The sequence below is a fragment of the Marinobacter sp. LV10R510-11A genome (assembly GCF_900215155.1).
GTDB lineage: Bacteria > Pseudomonadota > Gammaproteobacteria > Pseudomonadales > Oleiphilaceae > Marinobacter.
Window position 1 is genome coordinate 4,415,161 of sequence record NZ_LT907980.1, and the last position, 21,329, is coordinate 4,436,489.

Sequence of the window (21,329 nt, forward strand, 5' to 3'; positions counted from 1 at the left end):
TGGCGCGCATTCCGATATTGGTGGCGGCTATAATGACCTGCGAACAGAAAATGTATTACTGTATCCGACCTTGGATATTCGAGGCTCCAATGCAGGTTGGCCGCAACAGACTGTGGAATGGGATAATCTGAAAACTCTGAAGCAGCATATTGAAGTGAAAAACTGGATTGGTGATCACAGCTTACCGTTACCCGATGGAAGCTCCCCGGTTCTTGCCATAGAAGAGCGCCGCTCGGCGCACCCCTCACCGGACGGGAAGGTGACGCTGTCGCTGCGAATGATGCGGCAAATTAAAGGGGAGTATTCGCGAGTGGCGTTAAGGCTTATGCATTCACTCGCTGAAGATGCAGGGCTCCCGTTAGGGGGTATTGACGAAGACGCAAGCGAACTGCATTTGCCAGCAGAGCTCAAGCCTATTTATGAGAGCCTTTTGGAACAAATCAAGGCTGGGAGTGACGCCCCATCTTTAGGCTCCGATCAAAGCGATCTAATACGGCAGCGTTATATACATCACTCCGATCATTACAACTTGCTGGAGGGTCTCTCGTTTGATCAGGTCATCAAGTTTGAATTTCCGTTTGATAGCTTAGCTCCATTCCGGCCGGCTTCCTCCCGCGAACGCACAATTCATTTCAATTTGAGCCCTGAGTAGCACCATGCGTAATTTATCAATATTGGTTATTTTGTTACTAAGCGGGTGCAGCTCGTTTGCACAAGAAAAAGATGAAAGTATCGAGTGGCGCTTTCAATTGGCAACTCCGAAGCACTATAACGTTTGGGTGGAGCACTTGGAGTTTGAGCGGTCAGGGGTTCGTCACTGGTATCACCCAGCGGGCAGTATGGGTTGTTGTTGGAAGGGCCCCCAGGGGCCAAGAGGAGTTGCAGGTCGAATGGACCCGTTTCCGAATTATATTGGTATCCAGTGGTTTTCTTTCGCAGAGCAAAAGTTCTATCAACGGCTGATTTCGATCCCGGAGGAATGGCCTAGCCTCATGGAAGTTCCCGCCCTTTACGAGACCTCGTTAGGTGAGTTCGAAGCTCCGCGAGACACCCTTACTCTTGGCCTTGCTCCCGGCGGTGAAATCGTTGTCTGGATCATGAACCAAATCGGCAATGAAATAGAAATTGCTCGACTGCAGGCCAATGAAATTGAAGGCGAGGCCTTTCGCTATAAAACCCGCACGAAAGATTATTTGAATGAACATGGCGACTACCTAAAAGAGCACGGCATTCCGCTGGATGGATGGTGATGATTTTCAGAGAAACGTCGTTTTCGGAGCCGAAAATCTCCGGCTATGCATCTTGCCAAAAGTTGACTATTGGTAAACTTAAAGTAAACTCTAATGTATAAACTGACTTATAAGAAATCTGCGCTCAAAGTAATGCGAAAGATGCCCAAACCCCAAGCACAAAAGTTGATGCACGAACTAGAAGTTTTCGCACAAGATCCGAGTGCCTACGAAGGAGACTTCAAACTCATGAAGGGGCAACCCTACTGGCGCTTAAGGCAAGGTAGCTACCGGGCAATTTGCAGTGTTGACCACGGGGAGTTGGTGGTTTTGGTACTGAAGGTGGGTTCAAGAGGAGACGTTTATAAATGAGTGCGCAAATCATTGAGCGTGAAGGTAAGCCAGAGTATGCGGTGCTGCCTTATGATGAATATCTGAACCTGTTGACGTTGGCGGAAAGTTCGCAGGATGCATCGGATGCCAGAGAAGCTATGGTTGAGCTCGCCAGCGATGAGGACGAAGTGATACCCGCTAACATTGTTGGCCGTTTGATTAGCGGCGACGATCACCCGCTGAGAGTCTGGCGGGAGTATCGCGAGTTTACGCAAGAAGCTTTGGGCCACGTCGCCGGCGTCGGCAAGTCCTATATCAGCCAGATTGAAGCAGGCAACAAGTCTGGCTCGGCCAAAGTACTGAAGGCGCTGGCGGGGGCTTTGCAGGTGGATATAGACGATTTGTTAGTGGAGTAAATTTTGATCATAGATATCCACCCCAAAATCACATCAAATCATGGACAGGCACAGCCCACCATCCACCCCAAAATCACATCAAATCATGGACAGGCACAGCCCACCAAAAACCCGAGCAGAAATATCAAGGACTTAAGCTTTTACTATGTACCCAACTACTGATTTGCACTGGTCAATACCTCAAAACCGCGAAAAGGCATTAATGCTTGCGCAGCGGGGCGTGTCCGTTTTTGTTTACGACGCTGTTCGGCTTGAAGGGCTCAACTTTACGCTACCCGAAGTGCAAACGTTGATGCAGGGAATAACCGTTGGAGGACATCGGCTCAGTGATCAGCAAATTGCTACTAACCAGGCGGATGCGTGGAAGGAGCTGTTCCGGTTGATCAAAGGGCGGCAGTTTGAGTTAACGCAAGGCTGCGCCTGCAATTTGCACCGTATTGCCGGAAAGGAGGAGACGCTAGAGTGGGGCTGTTTTCGTTCAGGGGGTGTGCTTATCGCCGGAACCGATTATGAGCCGCCCCAGGCAAATCAGCTTGTTGACCTTTATGCGGATATGGTCGACAAGCTCACAAGCTTCGAAGATGTATACGATCAGGCTATTCATCTGTTTCTTACCATGGCTCGCTGTCAGTTTTTTTTCGATGTTAACAAGCGCATGGGGCGATTTATGATGAATGGCCACCTTCTCAACCATGGATACCCAGCTATCAATGTTCCGGCATCGCGCCAGCTTGAGTTTAATGAGCTGCTGCTAGAGTTCTACAGTTCCGGTGACCAAGCAAAAATGAACCGATTTGTGCGTAGTTGCATGGATGAACGGGTTGTTCGGATTATGAAGGAGTAACCCGCCCCTCTGTCAACGTATGCAGCGTCAACTATCTTGTCCGGACCGGCCAAGTTAATTGTCGCGCTATACGCAATAGTCAATGTGTCTAGTAAAGTTATAACAATGTTGACACATAAGCGGTAGTAAAGTAATATTAGTAAGCTCAAATTGCAAAAACATCTTTGTCTATTGAATGAGCATTATTATGAAGACGAGTATTAGAAAAATCGGTAACAGCGCTGGCGCAATATTGCCTGCACCGTTGTTGAAGAAATTGCGCCTCCGTTTAGGCGATGACATTTCCATCAGAGAAGAGGGAATGCGCATTATCATTGAGCCTGCAAAGACTCGACGGAAGTACAAACTTCAAGACCTGGTCGCACAGTGTAGCCCCAACGCACCGTTAGCAAACGACCTCCAAGCTTGGGAAAATGCACCGTTGGCCGGGGAGGAAATGATATGACTTAAACAACTGAAGGAATGATTTATGCCACCAAAACGAACATTTGATCAGGGTGATATTATTTGGGTTTCCCTGAATCCAACCCTCGGAACAGAAATGCAAGGTGATTCACGTCCCTGCCTCGTCCTCTCCCGTAAAGAATTCAATCGTCTCGGCAAAGCCTTGATCGCCCCCATTACTCAAGGCGGGGCTTATGAAAGAGATCTTGGCTTTGCAGTGCCTCTTTCAGGCACCAAAACCCAAGGTGCCGTTATTGTGAGTCAGGCACGGACACTGGATCTTCGGGCACGTAGTGCCAAATTCCAAGAAAAAGCGCCTCCAGAAGTCATCGCCGATGCGATAGCTCGCTTCGCAGCCATTATCGATCCCGACGACTAGACAACCAGGTTATAAGTGATCATGGACAGGCACAGCCCGTCTCGGTGGCCCGTTACCCAGGCCCTGTTCAGCGAGTGTGATGGGCAGCCACCCCAAAATCACTCCCCGTCAGCCCCCCGCCCCTCAATCAACGGCGACCGACCACCCCCTTCCGCATCCATCTGCACACTAATCCTCGGCGCCGCCACATCTATATATCGCTCTTCCATGTTGCGCTTCAGCAGCAGATTGAAAGCCCTCGACACATCCCACTGAAACTCCGGCTTCGTCCGCATGCGCATGCGCAATACTGGGCAGCCTTCCTCAAATGAGTGAATGCCCTGCATTTCCAGAGGCGACCAAATCAGCCACCGCATATCCGGCAATGTACGCAGCTCCTCAGCTGTCTCCATCATCAGAAGAATGGCATCATCAATGGGCAATTCACGGGGAATCCGAATCTTGAGTAGAGCGATACCAAACTGGCGCGACATGTTGTGAATGGAGCTGATTTTGCTGAAAGTGATGTGATGAACAACCCCCTCAAGATCCCTCAGGCGCACGGTGCGCAAGTTGAACCCCTCCACCGTTCCCATGAAAGTGTTGATCTCCACAAAATCGCCGACCGACATGGAGTCTTCAACCACAATAAACAGTCCAGTAATCAAATCCTGAACCAGCGTCTGAGCGCCAAAACCTACAGCCAGGCCGATAATACCTGCACCTGCCAGCAGCGGCGTTACATCGATACCTAAGGTTGACAAGCCGGCCAGCGTGGCAACGATCAAAATCGTTATCAGTAGGGTGTTCCGGGCAATGGGCAGAATGGTCTGGGCTCTTGCCGGGTTGATCCTTTTCTTGCGATCTCCGCCGTGCATCGCCCGGTCCAGGAGCTCATCTGCAAATATCCAAGTCAGGTTGGCAATCAAGCCTGTAAGAGTCACGCCGATTAGGCTGCCCGCCAGGGCGATGCTGATCGGCTGATTATCTCCCAGTCCCAATAGGGACAAATCCCATATCTGCAATATCAATTCAAAAAATACTAGCCACGCGGCTGTCTGTATCAATCGGTAGCCGAATCGCACCAGCCTGCGGCTAAACTTGCTAAGAGCCTGGTGGCTTGGGCGGCTCTCTTGAATGCCAATCAGCCCCTGCAGGGCAAGGGTCAGCGCAAGCAGCAAAGCGCAGATCATGGCCTTGCCCAGGGCAGCGTCGGCCTCTCCGCCATTAACAAACACCGCGGCCACAGATGCACTGATGGCCAATAGCAACGGGATATGCCAAAGCCGGGCCAGCAGCGCGGTCACTTCCCGCCATACGCCTTGGTTCGCCCGCTGTTTGTAGGGTCGGTTGCGAATCAGGTGAGTGACTGGGCGCCGGTTTCGAACAATCAGGAAAAAGCTCAGAAGAGCGGCGACTACGCTAAAGACCAGCGCCAGCGCACTGGCCAGCTCCGGGCCCAGCTGCGAGGTGAGTTCGGTGGTGCCCAGAGCGTCCTCAAGGGCGAAAAGTACCCCGATAATGAACAGGGGCAGCAGCATTCGCCGGCGCAGAATCAAAACGGCAGTCCGGCGGTGGCCGCTGGAAAAAATAGAAATCATCACATCAAACAGTGACGTCAGCGCTCGGGCGCTCAGGGCCGCGTAAGCCAGAATCAGTATGGTGGTTTGCGCACCTTCCGACATGCCAAACGTGGGTAGCCCCGCCAGTAGAGCGGTAAAGGTAATCAGCCAAGGCAAAATCCGCCGTACAAAGTGAGCTACCAACAACCATGGCCCAGGTTGCCGTGGCATTTGCAGTGGCCAGCCCCTCCATGCAAAAAACAGGCGTGCCAAACGAGTGAGGCCATAGACTGCAGCCATCCAAGCGATAAGCCCGGCGGTGGTCTCCGCGAGCACCCGAAACGATGCGCTGGCGAGCAGCTTTCCCGCCGCACTATAGGCATTGCGGAAATGCGTTTTCCACATACCCAGCGGGGTGCCTGCAGCGCTGTCTGCGTTGGCCGTCTCATCAAAGAAAACCGCCAGGGCGCCCAGCAACCCCTCGCCACCGGAAGCCTTTTGTGCCGCTTTTGAGGACTCTGCCTGCAGCCCCTGCTGAATGGACTTGAGTTGTTTTACCAGGGATTCCCGGCTCTCGTCGTCTTGCAGGGCCTGAATGGTTATCTCAAGAGACGCGCCAAGCTCCTCTGGAGAAGCTTCCTCTTTCTCTGACTCCCCGGAAAACCCGGGTATGCCGGGTAGGGATAAGGGCTGGCCTTGGGCAGTGCCAACGGCTGAAAACAGCAAGGCAAAGCCAAAAAGCAGTGCGATTAACCTCAAATCTCAACCTCTTCAAACAAATCCGGCACCTGTGCGTCCCAACCAAACTTCTCGTTGATCCGCTTGCGCATTATGTCACTGGCCAGCGTCTCGCCGTGGGTAACATACACTTTCTCCGGCGCAAGCGCTCCCTGCTCAAGCCACTGCAGCAACTCATTATAGTCACCGTGGGCGGAGAGCGAGCTCATATTGTGGATCTCGGCTTCAACCGGCCAGTAGTCTCCGTGAATTTTCACAGACTCTACGCCTGCCACTAGCCGGTCGCCCCGGGTGCCCGGTGCCTGAAAGCCAGCAAACACCACGCTGTTCCTATGGTTTGGCAGCAGGGTTTTCAAATGGTGCAGAACCCGGCCACCGGTGGCCATGCCACTGGCAGAGACAATCACGCAGGGCGTGCGCACGGAATCCAGTTTGATAGATTCATCCACGGTGCGAACGAATTCGGTATGGCTGTCGATCACTTCGCACTGGCTGGCGCTCAGCTTGTGCTCTTTATGATGCTTACAAAAAATCTCTGTGGCTTTGATGGCCATGGGGCTGTTCAGGTATACCGGCAGCTTGGGAATGCGCCCCTCGTTCATGATCTTGTGAATCACATAAAGCAGCATCTGGGCGCGGCCAACCGCAAAAGCCGGAATCAACACAATGCCGCCACGGCCCGCAGTGCGGGTGATGATGTCTGCCAGTTCGGTTTCCGGATCGGTACCCTCGTGTTCTCTGTCGCCGTAGGTGGATTCACACACCAGCACATCGGCTTTTTTGATGGGCTCCGGTGCGCGCATGATCAAATCATTCTGCCGGCCCACATCACCACTGAACACAACCGTGCGGTCATCGGCCTTATGGTGAACGTGCACGCAGGCAGAGCCCAGAATATGCCCGGCAGGCGTAAAGGTCACTTCAAAGCCTTTCACCGGCTCAAAGGTTTCGTGGTAGTGCAGGGGCTCAAAGTGCTCCAAGGCTTCCCAAGCATCCTTCACGCCGAACAGGGGCTCTGGGTGTTCGTGTTTCGAGAACTTCTTGCGATAAGCGTACCTGGCATCTTCTTCCTGCAGGTGGCCTGCATCCGGAAGCAGCACCTTACACAAATCGTAGGTGCCCTGGGTGCAGTAAATCTTGCCTTTAAAGCCGTTTTTCACCAGCGCTGGCAAGTAGCCGGTGTGGTCTATGTGAGCGTGGGTAAGAACCACCGCATCAATGGTGCTGGGGTCCACAGGAAACTCCGCCCAGTTCCTACGGCGTAACGTTTTAACGCCCTGGTACATGCCGCAATCAACCAATACGCGGTGTTTGTCATCGGATAACAGGTAACGCGAGCCGGTTACCGTGCCAGTGCCGCCGAGGAAGCGAAGTTTCATACACAAAACACCTTTTGAGTGATTGGGTTAGAGGGCGTCAGAGCGCGCCTGAAAAGGATTCACTCAGATTGCCTGAAAGCGGCACCACAAAAAAGGCTAAATGCGGTCTGCCCCTCTTATTTGATACAATGCAGGGATTCACGAAAAGCAGGACGCAAAGCATGCACTACAGCTCAATGCTCCCCGATGTGATCAGAATAGCGGACGAAGCCAGTACCAAAGTGCTTCATATCTACCAATCTGATTTCAAAGTGAGCTACAAGGAAGACGAGTCGCCCATCACAGCGGCGGATGTTGCAAGCCACGACATTATTGTAAAAGGCCTGCGTAACATAAGCCGGGATATTCCGATCCTCTCGGAGGAGGGCGCACAGGCCCCGTGGGAGGAGCGCAAACACTGGCGTCGGTTCTGGCTGGTTGACCCCATTGATGGCACCAAAGAATTTACCCAGCGCACCGGGGAATTCACCGTAAACATCGCGCTGATTGAAGACGGTGAGCCAGTCATGGGCGTTGTCACCGCGCCCGCTTTAAAAGAAGCGTTTTGGGGAATCAAAGGTGAGGGCGCCCACAAGCGTGACCGAGCCGGGCAAGTTCGCCGCGTCCGCGTGGCGCAGCCCCAAGCAACCAAGCGCGTAGTCGCCAGCAAAAACCACCTGAATGACGAAACCCGCGCCTTCATCGAAACCCTAGGTGCGCACAAAACAATTCAAGCCGGCAGCTCTCTTAAATTCTGCCGAATAGCAGAAGGCCATGCAGACATCTACCCGCGCATGGGCCCCACCAGCGAGTGGGATACAGCCGCAGCCCACGCAGTGCTGCTTGCCGCTGGTGGTAATGTGTACGCCTTGGATGGCAAACCCCTGCGATACGGCAAAGAGAATGTGCTAAACCCGTATTTTGTTGCAGCAGGAAACGGGTATGTTCCGCGCCCATGACTTGGTACGCACTTCAACATAAGCCTGCACAAGGCGATCGCGCCGTGGTGAACCTGCAAAATCAGGACGTCACCTGTTTCTACCCGAAAATCCAGATAGAAAAAATCAAAGCCGGAAAACGCACCCAAAAGCTTGAGGCGCTTTTCCATGGCTATATGTTCGTTAAGCTAGAACAAACCGACCCCAACTGGGCAAAACTCCGCTCAACCCGCGGCGTACTTCGGGTTGTAAGCTTTGCCAACAAACCCGCCGGCATCTCAGACGACGTTATCCAGCAGATAAAAGACAGTCTCGATTCCGTCACACAGCAGGGCGGGCTCAAATCTGGCGAGGCGGTTCAACTAGGCGAGGGGCCTTTTGAGGGCATTAATGCCGTTTTTCAGGCATACGATGGAGAAGAGCGGGCCATCGTGCTGATCAACTTCATGCAAAAGCAACAGCGGGTGAAAGTGCCAGTGTCGTCACTAAAATAGCCCCTCGCCCCTTGCGGGAGAGGGGTTGGGGCGGTCCGACGCTTCGGGAGGGGTGCAGTTAACCCACAAATCAGCGCACCCCAATCCTTTAACAATTCTTAACGGCCGTAAGCCTCTAAAAGCCCATGCCACACCTTTTGGCACTTGCTTGTCTCGTATGATGGCGTAAAATCGCCACGCTTCAGACACGGAACATTCACACACTGACAGGTATGCAGTTGGGAGCGTATCTTCTCCTCTTGGCATTTCCCCTGTCATTGCCGGCAAATTATTTCTATGACCTTAAAGCACTGGACCCTGGTCGGTGGGGCGGTAGCGTGCCTGGCCAGCTTTTATACGGCAGCAGCGCCTTGGCTCGAGCCAGGCGACGCACGTGCACGATTTGCCGTGCAGAAGCTTGCAGACCGTGGCCACCTGTCACGGCCGGTCACCAGTTGGCCAATAATGTGGGGCTCCATCACCAATGGCCTGAATGAATCAGATAGCCAGCCCGGCTCAGTTACTGGATTGGCACGTAACTACCTTGAGTTCGAGCGCAGCCAACAAGCGTCGCCTGGTTTTCGTGCCGAGTTTGAAGTGTCTGCCACCAATGAAGTGGCCATGGTTCAAGGGTTTGATCGCGGACCAATGGCCGATGCGGCAGCTAAACTGGATGTGCAATGGCAGGGACAAAACTGGGCGTTCGGCTTAAGCCCGGCCTATGCCCACAACCCCGATGACAACGAAAGCGCCCGCTTTGATGGCTCCTACCTCGCAGCCACCGCCGGCAACTGGGTGTTTGGTGCCGGGGCTGTCGATCGCTGGTGGGGGCCTGGCTGGCAATCCAGCCTTATCCTGTCTAACAACGCCCGGCCAATGCCCTCCGTATGGCTGAACCGCAAAGACGCTTCTGCGCCTGAAAGCCGCTGGCTCAGCTGGATTGGGCCCTGGCAATTCACCCTGCTTGCCGGGCAGTACGAAAAAGAACGCAAAGTGCCCGAAGCCAAGCTGATTGGTATGCGCCTGAATGTTCGCCCATTCGACGGGCTGGAACTGGGCTTCTCCCGCGCCATTATGTTCGGTGGCGAAGGCCGGCCTGAAGGTGGCTCCACCATCTGGAACGCGTTGATTGGAAAAGACAACGGCCAACTGGAAGGAAACGACCCAGGCAACCAGCTTGCCAGCATAGATGCCCGTTACGGCTTCGCAATCGGAAATCAATCCATGGGCGTGTACGCTCAGATGATGGGCGAAGACGAAGCAGGAGCATTCCCCGCCCGCAAGTCCTGGCTCTTGGGCACCGACTGGACAAGCCAGCTGTTCAGCGGCGAACAGCAATGGTTTATTGAGTACGCCAACACCTTGGCTGATGATTTTATGGGGACTGCCATGCCTGGCATCACCTACGATCACTCCCGTTATAAGAGCGGCTACCGTTATTACGGTCGCACCATGGGTGCCAGTTTTAGTGGCGATGCAGAGGCTATTACGCTCGGCGGTTTTCATTTTTTCGATGACGGCCGAAACCTTTCTGCCAGCTTAAGTGTTGTTGAGTTCAACAAAGATGGCGCAAGAAGAACGCCCGTTATTGATGAGAAAATCAAACTGATGGTGCCTGCCGAAAGCTCTAAACAAGTTATTGGCAAAGTTGCCTACGGCACGCAATTGTTAAATGGCTGGCTGGATTTAAGTGTTCAGTTTGCGGATAAAAAGCTAGAGCTGGTTAACCTGGCGGAAAACCAATCCGGCCAGTGGTCTGTTGGTGCCAGCTGGCGTTATCGATTTTAGTGAGTGGCCGGCCCTGCCACCCTCAAATTTTCTTTAAAACTCTTCCCGGATACGCGTTGTGAACCCAAAAAGTCTTCTTTTCACCTTGCTTCTAGCAGTGCCCTTATCTGTTTCTGCACAATCCCCGACGTCAGCACAGATTGATCAGTTTAAATCATTGCCAAAAGCACAGCAGGAAGCGCTGGCACGGCAGTACGGCGTGGATCTGAACCAGGTTCAGGGCAGCTCCGGCAACAGTGAGCCGAAGGCTAACCGCGCCATTTCCGTGGTTGAGCCGCTGGAAAACGGCAATACTGAAAATCAAAACGAAGACGAGAATAAGCCAACAGAAGAAGAGCAGGCGTTCGCCAAAAAGAACAACGGCCTGCAACCGTTTGGTTATGACCTGTTTGAAGGCAAGCCCAGCACCTTTGCCCCTGTTACCGAAGTGCCCGTACCAATGAATTACACATTAGGGCCTGGCGACCAAATCAGAATTCAGCTGTGGGGTAACGAAAACCGCCAGTTCGCGCTTACCGTCTCCCGCAATGGCACCATCGACATGCCCGAACGCGGCCCCATCACCGTGGCGGGGCTGAGTTTTCAGCAGGCCCGTGACAAAATCAGCAAACTGGTGGCTGAACAGTACATTGGCGTAAAAGCCGCCGTGTCGCTGGGGGAACTGCGCAGCATGCGCGTGTTCGTACTGGGTGAAACCCGCACGCCGGGCTCTTACAGCGTCAGCTCGCTATCCACCATTACCAACGCCCTGTACGTGTCTGGCGGCATTCGCCACACCGGTTCCCTGCGTAACATTCAGCTAAAACGTAATGGCAAAGTGGTCCACACCCTGGACCTTTACGACTTGCTGCTGAAAGGCGACACCAGCGGCGATGCCCGCCTGCAAGCGGGCGACGCCATCTTCATCCCGGCCGTTGGCCCTCGCGTGGGTATAGACGGCGAAGTATACCGCCCTGCGCTGTATGAAATTGATGGTGCCACCAGCTTGCAAGAGCTGGTTAACCTGGCCGGAGGCATGACCGCCCAGGCCTACCCACAAATCACCCGCATAGAGCGCACGAACCAGGAATTCTTAAGAATAATCGCCGAAGCCGACCTGACCAGTGCCGCAGGTAAACAGGCGCGCGTAAAAGCCGGTGACCTGGTGTCCATTGCGTCGATTGCCGATGTGACCGGCCAGTATATTGAAATCACCGGCGCCGCCACGCGCACCGGAAAGTTTGCCTGGGTTCCGGGCATGCGCGTGAGTTCGGTGATACGTAAGTTGGATGTCGATTTGCTGCCAATGGCGGATACCAGCTTCGCTGCGATTGTCAGAACGAATCCGGAAACCCGGCAAATTTCAGTGCTGAGCCTGGAACTGAAAAACGCAGTAAACCGCCCTGGTAGCGCTGCTGACCTAGTTCTTCAAGAAAAAGACCAAGTGCTGGTGTTTGCCGATAATGGCAAAGCTGACCCAGGGCAGAACAGTGCTGCGAATGCCCAAGGTTACAGCCGTGAGGCACTGTTCGAACCCATCGTAAAGCGCCTGAAAACACAGGCGACCCCGCTGGCCCCCCAGCAAACCATGACCATCAGTGGTCCCGTGCGCTACCCCGGTGAATACCCGTTACCCGCCACGGGCAAAGTGAAAGACGCCATCGTAATGGCAGGTGGTTTAAACGACTCCGCGCTAATGTTGGAAGCGGAGCTGGCCCGCCGCACGCTCGATGAAAATGGCGTAGAGCGAACCCGCATCCAGACCATTGACCTGGCCAATGCGATGAATGATCAGGCGGACATATACCTGCAAAGCCGTGACCGGCTGATGGTCAAATCCATACCGTTATTCGGAGCCACACGCACCGTCACGCTGAAGGGCGAGGTTCTTTACCCGGGTGAATACACCTTCAGCGACGGTGAAACCTTGGTTGATATACTCCAGCGCGCCGGCGGCCTTACCAATAACGCTTTCCCCCGTGGAGTGGTATTCACCCGTGAGAAATTGCGAGTACTGGAAGCTCAGCGCCTACGCGAAGCGGAACAGCGCCTGCAAGGGGATTTACTGGGTGTGCAACTGGAAGGCGATAGTTTTGGCGGCCAGAACGCCCAGCGCGTAGACCAGGTAAAAGGCCTGCTGGACGATGTACAAAGCAGCCGCCCTGTGGGCCGCATGGTCATCGACCTGCAAGCCGTATTGAACGACAGCGATTACCAGTCCATCCGCTTACAAGACGGCGACACCCTGACCGTACCGATCATTCCCCAGGCCGTCAGCGTATTCGGCGAAGTGCAATTTCCCACCAGCCACCTGCACGTAGCAGGTCTAACGGTGGACGATTATCTGGACCGTTCGGGCGGCCCAACCCGCCAAGCGGATGAAAACCGCGTGTACGTGGTGAAAGCCGACGGCTCCGTGATGCTACCTGAGAAAAGCGCTTGGTTTGGTGGCCGTAGCCAGCAATTGCAGCCCGGTGATACCGTGATTATGCCCATCGATGTTGATCGTCTGAATCAGCTGGAGCTATGGACTAATGTTAGCCAGATTGTAACTATTCAGCTCACATCTGCCACGATCATTAAAATAGAGTCTCATCGGTATCCATAAACGCAGGGCTTTTCCCCTGAAAGAGTAAAGCCAGAGCCTCTGTGGCTGACATCCCCTGCTTGCGACACGTTGACAGGTAACTGCGAACACGACAAAAGATCTTCGCCCCCGCCATGGATCGAAAACAACCGGATATTTTCTGCTGCACTTTCGTCATGCGCAGGTCGTTCTCCCCCTGATTGTTAGTGAAGGGGACGTACTCGACATCCATAAAACGCAGCACGTCGTGCTCAAAGTTGCGCAACCTTTCCAGCAAGTTTCGGGCTTTTGATCGTTTTAGCCTGCCGCGTTTCCCGGCCTCTCGCAGGCTTACATCGGGAGGTGGACATTCGATATCTGCCTCTTCGAGACGTTGTCGATAGCGCTGTCGCCACCGTTCAGCATCAGTGGCTGGCAAGCGGCCACCGGCATCCGCTACCGTATTGTTCATATCGATCAGCAGGGCTTTCATCGCCTTGGCCCAGTGTTGACCGTCCTGCTCCCATGCCCTCTCCAGCTCTCGAAGATGGTGCGCATTGCACAGGGAATGGGTGCACGCGTAACGGTAGTACGGCTTCCAATGATCGTGACACAGCACCCCGCTGAAGAAGGGCAACACGCCCATCTCGTCCATGGCCTCGGTGCCACGCTTGGCGTGGGGGTAGAGCAGCGTCAATGCGCTATTGGACGCGCAGTGCAACCAGTGGCGCTTCCCGTCCAAGTTGATGCCGGTCTCATCAACATGCATGAGCTCAGATTTGGCGAGCTGAGCTTTCGCCCACTGCTCGAAATGATCCAGCTTCTCGTAAGCCTCTTTGTTGAAATTGAAGACAGAGCCGGCACTGACCGGAATACCCATCTGCTCCTGAAAGTGGTCACGGATTCGGTCATAGGGCAACAGCTGAAACTGCGACATATAGACTGCATTGGCCTTGATGCCGATGCCATACTGAACCGACCGACTGACCCTGTCCGGAAAGGCAGCAACAAATCGATTCCCCTGGTCGTCTTTAATAACCTGTGCTCGGTATTCAGTCACGAATCGCGCGATATCAATATCGATGACCTGCCGTGTTTCATAACCGTCCTCTTGATACCGCCGTCCTTTTGGCAGAGAGCGTCGATCGACTTTCAGCTCTTTCACGGCGTCAGGATCATCGACCTGCTGCAAGGTGGTTCCGATACGCCCCTTCTGTCCGCCGGGTTTTCTATTGCTGGAACCCTTTTTAGAAGATTTGTCACGATTCGGATCCGTTGACGGCGGCTTACTACTATTTTTGCTATTGAGCGTCGTGCGGTTGAGCAGTAGCGCCACCAAAACGAGCAGCACTTCCAGAGCGGCCTTGAGTGAAGGCGACAGGTCACGCTCTTTCTCAAGAAGGTTCTTGACGGAGGCGATTGCCGAATCAACGTCGATATTGTCTATTTTCAATGTCTGCCCCCACCGGGATGGCTTTGTAAGACAGCCATTATCGCACGGGTTTTCAGGGCGACATTTTTGGCTCTGAGCGCTCTTATACGGCGATTAAAAAAACCGGGGCTGCCCCGTGATCGTCATCGATCATTACAGCCCTTCAACCGCTCTCCTGTCGTCGCTTATGGCCTGCCTGGTAGCATCGGTGCGTATGCCGATAAGGTGAAGAGATTCAAGCAAAAACCCTGTCAAGAACTTTCACAGGTTTTTTAAGCTGAATAGTTACGCCAGATTGTTTACCAGATGGCCTTGGGTGCAGCTGCAGTGGGGAATCTGTAATGAGCCAAAATCCCAACGTTGAGCAAGCGCCGCAATACGCCGACGACGAAATAGATCTCCGCGAACTCTTCGTCACCCTCTGGCGCGGCAAGTGGATCATCATCCTTTTTACCATTGTCTTTGCTGCCGCTGGCGTGTTCTATGCGCTCAGCAAGCCCAACATCTACCAATCTAGCGTGCTCCTGGCGCCGGTTCAGAGCGAAGGTGGTGCTGGCATCAGCGGCCAGCTCGGGGGCCTGGCTAGCCTGGCGGGCATCAGTCTGGGTGGTGGCGGCTCGAACCAGACTGTTATAGCCAAGGAAGTTCTGCAATCCCGCGCTTTTCTGACCGACTTCATCCATCGTCACAACTTCATCATCCCCCTTATGGCCATCGAAGCCTGGGATATAGAAAATGAAAAATGGTTGATCAACCGGGAGGTCTATAACCCCGAGACCGGTGAATGGCTCACCGATGACGAAGGCGAAAGCTTGGAGCCAACAGACTGGGACATGGTAAAACAGTTCAAAGAAAGCCACCTGAGCCTGTCCACCAACGAAGATATTGGTATGGTCACCCTGAACATTAAAAGCCAGGCCCCTCCAGTGGCCAAGGAATGGGCTGAAAATCTGGTACACGACATCAACGAACACATGCGCCAGCAAGACGTACAGGAAGCCGAAGCCCGCATCGCCTACCTGGAAGGAAAGCTCAACGAAACTAACATCGCCGGGATGCAACAGGTTTTCTATCAGCTTATAGAAAGCGAAACCCGCACGGTAATGCTAGCCAACGCCCAATCCGAATACATATTTAAAACCGTAGACCCGGCCGTGGTGCCTCAGGAAAAAAGCGGGCCAAAACGAGCTTTGATTGCGGTGATAGCCACCATGCTGGGTGGCATGCTCGGAGTATTCGTCGTGTTCATAATGGCTTTTGTGCGAAATGGAGCCACTCAGACAGAATCGGCAACGCATGGATCGTCAGTGGAAGAACAATGACGGATAAAAGATAGATAACTGATAAGGAGCCCTTATCGGTTTTGAAAAATCTTTAATAATCAGATGGTTAACTTTTCATATTTCCAATTTCAGAAAAGCTATTTCCAAACAATCGCAGGTATTATCGGGTGAGACGTGTTTCCAGCTCTGGAAACAGAATCCAGTCGCATTCCACCGTTGGAAACATACTTTCCAGCTGTTCTCACCGATTGCGACCTAAAAGCCATTTCCAGCGTTAGAAAGTCTTTTTCCAAATTCAGAGATTGAGTAGGTAGCGAGCGGTCGTGCGTCACTCTCATTCGAAGCCATACTGGGCAACGAGAAGCGCGACGTACCTTTTCATTGGCCATAAAAAGTATAAACCGTCGTGGGCTATTCCGCACATGCTGGCCAACAGGGGCTGGTAAACTTTATGAAAGGCACGAAGCACCGACCAAAAGACATTCGCCTGGTGTATGACGAAGAACATGCCAAACAGATCCTGAAAACTAATTAGATAACCTCCTCTAATCGACGATTGCTGCGACACCACTAGGCCAAAACCTTGCCGAGCTCTAAGGACCAATTCTTTTCCGCAGATCACCTCAAAGCAGGCCTCAAAAAACGAGCGGTAAAAAGTGCAGGTATTACCATGGCGGCCCAGGGTGTCAAATTAGCTCTACAGCTAGGCTCTCTGGCGATACTGGCGAGGCTGTTGGAGCCTGCCGATTTTGGTTTAGTAGCGATGGTCACCGTGTTTACCAGCCTTGCGCTGCAGATGATGGAAGGTGGTTTGTCCATGGCCACCATCCAGCGAGACCAGATTACTCACGCCCAGGTATCCAACCTGTTCTGGGTAAACGGCGCACTGGGAACAGGCCTGTGCCTGCTCGGTATTCTGATCTCGCCACTGGTTGCCAGAATCTACGACGAACCGCGTCTCACGCTGGTAATGGCGGCAATGAGCCTCACGTTCCTGATTGGTGGGTTTTCAGTACAACACGACGCTTTGTTACGCAGACAGATGCGATTCAAAGCGATCTCTGTAATCGACATCCTATCTATGGCCGCCGGCATTATTGCAGGCATCACTGCCGCACTGGCCGGCCTGCAATACTGGGCGCTAGTGATCAGCCCTATCACAATGTTTTCGACCAAAACCATTATGCGGTGGTTGAGCGCACGTTGGGTGCCGTCAACGATGAGCCGTGGCTCGGGGGTTCGGCCACTTTTGGGGTTTGGTGCGAACTTAACTGGGGCGAACTTCATAGGGTACATGGCAACCAATCTAACGCATTTTGCTGTGGGTTACATTGGTGGGGCCCAGTCATTGGGGCTGTTCAACCGCGCCAACATGCTGACATCTATACCCTCGTCACAACTGCTGCCACCGATTATCAATGTACTTCAGCCCACTGTCGCAAGAATAGCGGAGAGCCCAGAGAAGTTGAAGAAAATCATGAGTTCTTTGATGGGTAAATTAGCGCTGGTATCGACATTAATAACAATAACAATGGCAGTCTTTGCCGACTGGATAGTTGTCGTTTTCTTGGGGTCAGAATGGAACGACGCAATTCCACTCTTCCGATTTCTAGCTGTTTACTCATTTGTTCAGCCGCTAGCTAGTTTGATTGCTGTAGCTCTAGTAGCTGCCGGTGAGGCAAGAGCTATGATCGTATCGAAGTTTCATAGCCTGGCCATCACGGCAGCCTCATTGGTTGTGGGTAGTAATTGGGGTGTTTACGGTATCGTATTAGCGTTTTCCTTATCGGGACTACTAATCCGGCTACCGGTCTTTCTTTATTATGCGAGCCGGTTCCTCCCCTTAACTTTTGTAGAACTTAGTAAACCCATTTTCCCAGCTTTGACATGTGGAATTTTAACGATGATTATAATTATTTGGCTAAAAGGATTTGTGGAGATTGTTAATCCATTGAGCGGTCTGCTTATGTTTGTACCTCTATGTGTACTTGTTTACTTTTTTATATGTTTAGCTATAAAGCCTCTACGATTGAATTTATTTGAGTTGATGGCAAGCCTTCGTTTTTTAGTTAGCAGAAAATTCTAACAGAATTGAAAAAAAGGAGAGACAGTGAAGTTCTTAAAAATCTTTATATCCAGAATTTTAGGGCGTACAAAACCATTTGTGCTTGAATGGATGTCTGGTGTTAAGAGTTTTAATCTTCACGCGAAGTATTCATTTAGTGAGCGCAAGCCTGATTGCGACTCGGAGCAGTTGAGATACTATCTAATCAAGCACTGTCATATCGTCGAAAAAGGGATGGCTTTGCCGAACACAAGAGACGGCTTCGGTCAGCCAAAAATAGTAGACCTCATTAAAAGAACAAAAACGTATGAGTCGTTTGGTGGCGATGATGTCGGCCAGATAGTTCGCGACACTCTCAGGCAATACCGCAAATTTCATCAAGGAAAGGAAAGTCTATTCGAATATGGCTTTATCGACGAAATGGAAGCCTTTATAGATTCATCCGTTCCCGCAAGCAAAGGTGGTTTGAAATTACTCAAAAAGCGTCAGTGGGATGATTGGTCAATCAATCAGTACGACGATTTCGTTTCTTTCCGGCATAGTGTCAGAGACTTCGCCAACAAGCCAGTTGATCCAGCGCTACTAAAGTCTGCCATTGAAACAAGCCTGAAAACACCCTCCGTTTGTAACCGGCAAGGGTGGTTTGTCCACTATTATGATAATAAGAGCAAAATAGCAGAGCTACTGTCATATCAGAATGGTAACGCAGGTTTTACTGACTGTATCGATAAGTTACTCATAGTTACCGGAAATCTGAAAGCATTCACTCGCTATGAACACAATCAGTTGTTTGTGGATGGTGGCCTCATATCGATGAATCTAATGTTGGCTATTCATTCGTCGGGTTTAGGTTCTTGTCCGTTGAACACATGCATGCCTTACTCTAAAGAAAAGAAACTCAAGACGGCAGCTGCTATATCCGATAATGAACGATTGATTATGATGATCGCCGTGGGCAGTCTAAAAGAAGAGTTTTCGGTGGCGCACTCAGAGAAATATCAATTAGATCGGGTTTTGGTAAGTCATTAGACTTGTAGAGCGCACGGGCAGTGCAAGCCTTGCCTGGCAAATGGGCATCGCCCCCCAGATCTCAAAGCTATAGACTTCAGGATTAAAGACCCATCTCACCCGCTAATCGTTACAGTACATACGCAAAAGGGACATCCGGCGAAAAGGTCGTACCAACTAACCAGTTGTTCGGGGCAGACTGGGGCGCGGGCGCCTTCAAGTACAAAGCCTGTGACTTCTGTGACGACGTGTTTTGCTGAAACAGCAGATGTGGTTCTGGGCGATGCCTGGCTACCTGAGTATGTCCAAGACAGCGACGGCACGAACGTAGTTGTAACTAGAAGTGACGACCTTCAGCGGCTGATTATAAATGCACGCAGTGAAGGGCGACTAAAGCTGGACGATCTAAGCGTGGAAAAGGCTGCGCAGTCGCAGGATGCAGGACTGCGACATAGGAAAGTAAGTATTTCCTATCGGTTATTCCTAGAGCGCAAACAAAGGCGTCTGGGTGCCAGCTAAGCGAACCTCTCCTGAAAAAGCTCTGAAACCCCGCTATGAGCGAAAAAAACAACGACTTAGAGTCAAGCTTAGGGGTCTATCGCACACTGCTTTTATTGCTGCAACAGAAAAGAATAACCTCAATATATATTTGGGTACTATGCGCCCGCTTTACATAAAATATCAAAAGTCAAACAGTTCTTGGGTGAAAAGGATGCTGTCGTTTTGCAAACGCGCCGTGAAAAAGGTCTTACAAAGTTTACCAGGTCTCATTATTGATGAGGGTGTCAATTTTAACCCAGCCTCTTGGGCACAACTACGGTGGTCTACTACAAGCCTACGCTTTGCAAGTATATTTAAAGCGCATTGGTTGTGATGTTGAAACATTAGATCGCCGGGCTCCAGTGGAACAAGCGACAGTTGCAAAAGGCTATATTGTTAATTTAGTCAGGTTCTTGCTTGGCCGAATAAAGTCTATTCCAACCAATCGTAAACAATCATTCGTTCTACAGAATTTGGCTGATTTTCGGGATAAGAATTTGGTCTTATCTAAGCGAATAACCAGCGAAATACAGCTGCGAGATTATTTTTTTCGGAATAAATTCGAAGCGGTTATCGTTGGTAGTGATCAGGTCTGGCGCCCTATGTATTCACCAAGTATTCTTAATTTCTATCTGGATTTTTTAAATGATATCGACAGTAAACCCATCCGCGTAGCCTATGCGGCCTCTTTCGGCGTCAGTGAATGGGAATACCCAGAGGATGTTACGGAAAAATGTAGGCCACTGATTAAAAAATTTGATGCGGTATCTGTGAGAGAGAAATCAGCCGTTGATCTTTGCAAATCAAAGTTGGGAATCACGTCCGATTGGGTAGTAGACCCAACGCTGTTGTTAGATCCACGTGATTACGAAGAGCTTATTGATCAAGAGGCTGAAAGTCCGCACAAATCGCTCGTCCTGTCATACATTCTCGACGCGAGCAAAGATAAGCAGCAGATTGCTACTGCGGTAGCGGGAATCCTTCAGACAGATTTTTTTATATAAAGCCTGAAAAATCCATCTCTGAGGTGCGTTCAAACGACCTTGGCCAGTGCGTTTTTCCTAGGGTAGAAACCTGGCTTCGAAGTTTCAGAGAAGCAAGCTTTGTTGTCACTGATTCGTTTCACGGATCTGTTTTTGCGATTTTGTTTAACCGGCCGTTTGTAGCAAAACTCGAAACGTGGTATGGCGAGGTTCGAGTCTCTTTTATCGATGTTTGAGCTGGCATAGGTTGGTAGAATCAGAGGAAGATATTACTCCAGATTTGATTAACAAGGCGATTGATTGGGATAAAGTGAATGGGCTTCGTGAGAGATTCGCTCGTAAAGGTAAGCTATTCCTGAAGAACCATCTATTCAGCGAGAAGGTTAATGGTTAACTCTCCAGACGTGTCGGTTATCGTACCTGTTTTCAATGGCGGGGATGGTCTTGAGTTTTCCTTACGTTCTCTGCTCAAGCAGACGCTTAAAAAACTGGAAATTATTGTTGTAAACGATGCTTCTACCGATAATTCTGAGGCGGTTATCAATCACCTCGCAAGTGAGAACGGCAATATCGTTGCAATACATCTTCCAGAAAACCAAGGTGTGCACGAAGCACGCTTGGCAGGTATTAAGAAAGCCGCGGCTCCTTGGATTGGTTTTTCGCGACGATTTTGCCCGCCCAAACATGTTTGAGGTAATGCTCGGGGCCGGCAAACAAGAGAATGTAGATATAGTGGTTTGCGGTTCGTACAGGGTGACGCCAGAGCGTAAACCTATTAAACCAAAGCTCCGTTTTAAGCGCAGTAAAAAGTGGACTCGGACGTCTTTGAAAAGTTCTGCCGATTTGAGTTTGGCACGGAATGCTTTGGAATAAGCTCTATCGCAGAGAGGTGCTCACTCCCTATGGAGATATGCATTTTCCTTGGCGTCAGAATATTAATGAAGATCTTCTACTTAATATAGGGTGTTTTTATAAAGCAGTCGGTTTTCGTG

General features: G+C 51.5%; 22 protein-coding genes. 19 read left to right on the forward strand and 3 right to left on the reverse strand.

What is annotated here, in order from left to right; all coding sequences use genetic code 11:
* Positions 1-112 precede the first annotated feature (112 nt).
* The 7 genes from CPH80_RS21350 (at position 113) to CPH80_RS21380 (ending at position 3,645) form a co-directional block, all read left to right on the forward strand.
* Positions 113-652, forward strand: coding sequence for a hypothetical protein (locus CPH80_RS21350; protein WP_227520291.1), 540 nt, complete (start codon positions 113-115; stop codon positions 650-652).
* A gap of 4 nt (positions 653-656) precedes the next feature.
* Positions 657-1,250: a DUF2931 family protein gene (locus tag CPH80_RS21355; protein ID WP_096281255.1), complete on the forward strand. Its 594-nt coding sequence runs from the start codon at positions 657-659 to the stop codon at positions 1,248-1,250.
* 93 nt (positions 1,251-1,343) lie between these two features.
* Complete coding sequence (locus CPH80_RS21360) at positions 1,344-1,601, forward strand: type II toxin-antitoxin system RelE family toxin (protein WP_096281257.1); 258 nt, start codon at positions 1,344-1,346, stop codon at positions 1,599-1,601.
* Entirely contained in the window at positions 1,598-1,978 is a 381-nt protein-coding gene (locus tag CPH80_RS21365) for a helix-turn-helix domain-containing protein (RefSeq protein WP_096275053.1), read from the forward strand. Before CPH80_RS21360 ends, CPH80_RS21365 begins: the two co-directional genes overlap by 4 nt.
* A 145-nt stretch (positions 1,979-2,123) precedes the next feature.
* Complete coding sequence (locus CPH80_RS21370) at positions 2,124-2,822, forward strand: Fic family protein (protein WP_096275054.1); 699 nt, start codon at positions 2,124-2,126, stop codon at positions 2,820-2,822.
* A gap of 187 nt (positions 2,823-3,009) precedes the next feature.
* Positions 3,010-3,267, forward strand: coding sequence for an AbrB/MazE/SpoVT family DNA-binding domain-containing protein (locus tag CPH80_RS21375; RefSeq protein WP_096275055.1), 258 nt, complete (start codon positions 3,010-3,012; stop codon positions 3,265-3,267).
* Positions 3,268-3,291: 24 nt separating this feature from the next.
* On the forward strand, positions 3,292-3,645 hold the full coding sequence (locus CPH80_RS21380; RefSeq protein WP_096275056.1) for a type II toxin-antitoxin system PemK/MazF family toxin: 354 nt from the start codon (positions 3,292-3,294) through the stop codon (positions 3,643-3,645).
* 98 nt (positions 3,646-3,743) lie between these two features.
* Here CPH80_RS21380 and CPH80_RS21385 read toward each other — a convergent pair whose 3' ends face one another.
* Both CPH80_RS21385 and CPH80_RS21390 read right to left on the reverse strand, forming a co-directional pair.
* Positions 3,744-5,945, reverse strand: coding sequence for a mechanosensitive ion channel family protein (locus CPH80_RS21385; RefSeq protein WP_096275057.1), 2,202 nt, complete (start codon positions 5,943-5,945; stop codon positions 3,744-3,746).
* A complete protein-coding gene (locus CPH80_RS21390; protein WP_096275058.1) occupies positions 5,942-7,303 on the reverse strand; it encodes an MBL fold metallo-hydrolase in 1,362 nt (453 codons plus the stop codon). Before CPH80_RS21390 ends, CPH80_RS21385 begins: the two co-directional genes overlap by 4 nt.
* 161 nt (positions 7,304-7,464) lie before the next feature.
* Between CPH80_RS21390 and cysQ the strand changes: the two genes are divergently transcribed.
* The 4 genes from cysQ to CPH80_RS21410 all read left to right on the forward strand — a co-directional run bounded on the left by cysQ (position 7,465) and on the right by CPH80_RS21410 (position 13,068).
* Positions 7,465-8,241 (forward strand): 3'(2'),5'-bisphosphate nucleotidase CysQ, encoded by a 777-nt coding sequence (gene cysQ / locus CPH80_RS21395; RefSeq protein WP_096275059.1) that lies wholly within the window; start codon positions 7,465-7,467, stop codon positions 8,239-8,241.
* A complete protein-coding gene (gene rfaH / locus CPH80_RS21400) occupies positions 8,238-8,714 on the forward strand; it encodes a transcription/translation regulatory transformer protein RfaH (protein WP_096275060.1) in 477 nt (158 codons plus the stop codon). Before cysQ ends, rfaH begins: the two co-directional genes overlap by 4 nt.
* A 276-nt stretch (positions 8,715-8,990) precedes the next feature.
* Entirely contained in the window at positions 8,991-10,481 is a 1,491-nt protein-coding gene (locus tag CPH80_RS21405; RefSeq protein ID WP_096275061.1) for a capsule assembly Wzi family protein, read from the forward strand.
* A 58-nt stretch (positions 10,482-10,539) separates the two neighbouring features.
* Positions 10,540-13,068: an SLBB domain-containing protein gene (locus CPH80_RS21410; protein WP_096281259.1), complete on the forward strand. Its 2,529-nt coding sequence runs from the start codon at positions 10,540-10,542 to the stop codon at positions 13,066-13,068.
* Here CPH80_RS21410 and tnpC read toward each other — a convergent pair.
* Positions 13,040-14,479 carry an IS66 family transposase gene (gene tnpC / locus CPH80_RS21415; protein ID WP_096279631.1) on the reverse strand — a complete coding sequence of 480 codons (1,440 nt, stop codon included), beginning with the start codon at positions 14,477-14,479 and terminating at the stop codon, positions 13,040-13,042. The genes CPH80_RS21410 and tnpC overlap by 29 nt on opposite strands.
* Before the next feature lie 320 nt (positions 14,480-14,799).
* Here tnpC and CPH80_RS21420 point away from each other — a divergent pair, with 320 nt between their 5' ends.
* The 8 genes from CPH80_RS21420 (at position 14,800) to CPH80_RS21450 (ending at position 21,029) form a co-directional block, all read left to right on the forward strand.
* Positions 14,800-15,780 carry a Wzz/FepE/Etk N-terminal domain-containing protein gene (locus CPH80_RS21420; RefSeq protein ID WP_096281261.1) on the forward strand — a complete coding sequence of 327 codons (981 nt, stop codon included), beginning with the start codon at positions 14,800-14,802 and terminating at the stop codon, positions 15,778-15,780.
* Positions 15,781-16,147: 367 nt separating this feature from the next.
* A complete protein-coding gene (locus CPH80_RS23490) occupies positions 16,148-16,276 on the forward strand; it encodes an MBL fold metallo-hydrolase RNA specificity domain-containing protein (RefSeq protein WP_413772249.1) in 129 nt (42 codons plus the stop codon).
* A gap of 48 nt (positions 16,277-16,324) precedes the next feature.
* Positions 16,325-17,827 (forward strand): lipopolysaccharide biosynthesis protein, encoded by a 1,503-nt coding sequence (locus tag CPH80_RS21425; RefSeq protein ID WP_096275063.1) that lies wholly within the window; start codon positions 16,325-16,327, stop codon positions 17,825-17,827.
* A gap of 24 nt (positions 17,828-17,851) precedes the next feature.
* On the forward strand, positions 17,852-18,835 hold the full coding sequence (locus tag CPH80_RS21430; protein ID WP_096275064.1) for a nitroreductase family protein: 984 nt from the start codon (positions 17,852-17,854) through the stop codon (positions 18,833-18,835).
* A gap of 69 nt (positions 18,836-18,904) precedes the next feature.
* The gene (locus CPH80_RS21800) at positions 18,905-19,333 is read left to right on the forward strand and encodes a Coenzyme F420 hydrogenase/dehydrogenase, beta subunit C-terminal domain (protein ID WP_413772276.1); all 429 of its coding nucleotides are present in this window, start codon (positions 18,905-18,907) and stop codon (positions 19,331-19,333) included.
* Between the two features lie 257 nt (positions 19,334-19,590).
* Positions 19,591-20,358 (forward strand): polysaccharide pyruvyl transferase family protein, encoded by a 768-nt coding sequence (locus tag CPH80_RS21440; protein WP_096281265.1) that lies wholly within the window; start codon positions 19,591-19,593, stop codon positions 20,356-20,358.
* A 23-nt stretch (positions 20,359-20,381) separates the two neighbouring features.
* Positions 20,382-20,573, forward strand: a complete 192-nt coding sequence (locus tag CPH80_RS23495; protein ID WP_157746925.1) for a polysaccharide pyruvyl transferase family protein — start codon at positions 20,382-20,384, stop codon at positions 20,571-20,573.
* A gap of 168 nt (positions 20,574-20,741) precedes the next feature.
* The gene (locus CPH80_RS21450; RefSeq protein WP_157746926.1) at positions 20,742-21,029 is read left to right on the forward strand and encodes a glycosyltransferase family 2 protein; all 288 of its coding nucleotides are present in this window, start codon (positions 20,742-20,744) and stop codon (positions 21,027-21,029) included.
* Positions 21,030-21,329 lie beyond the last annotated feature (300 nt).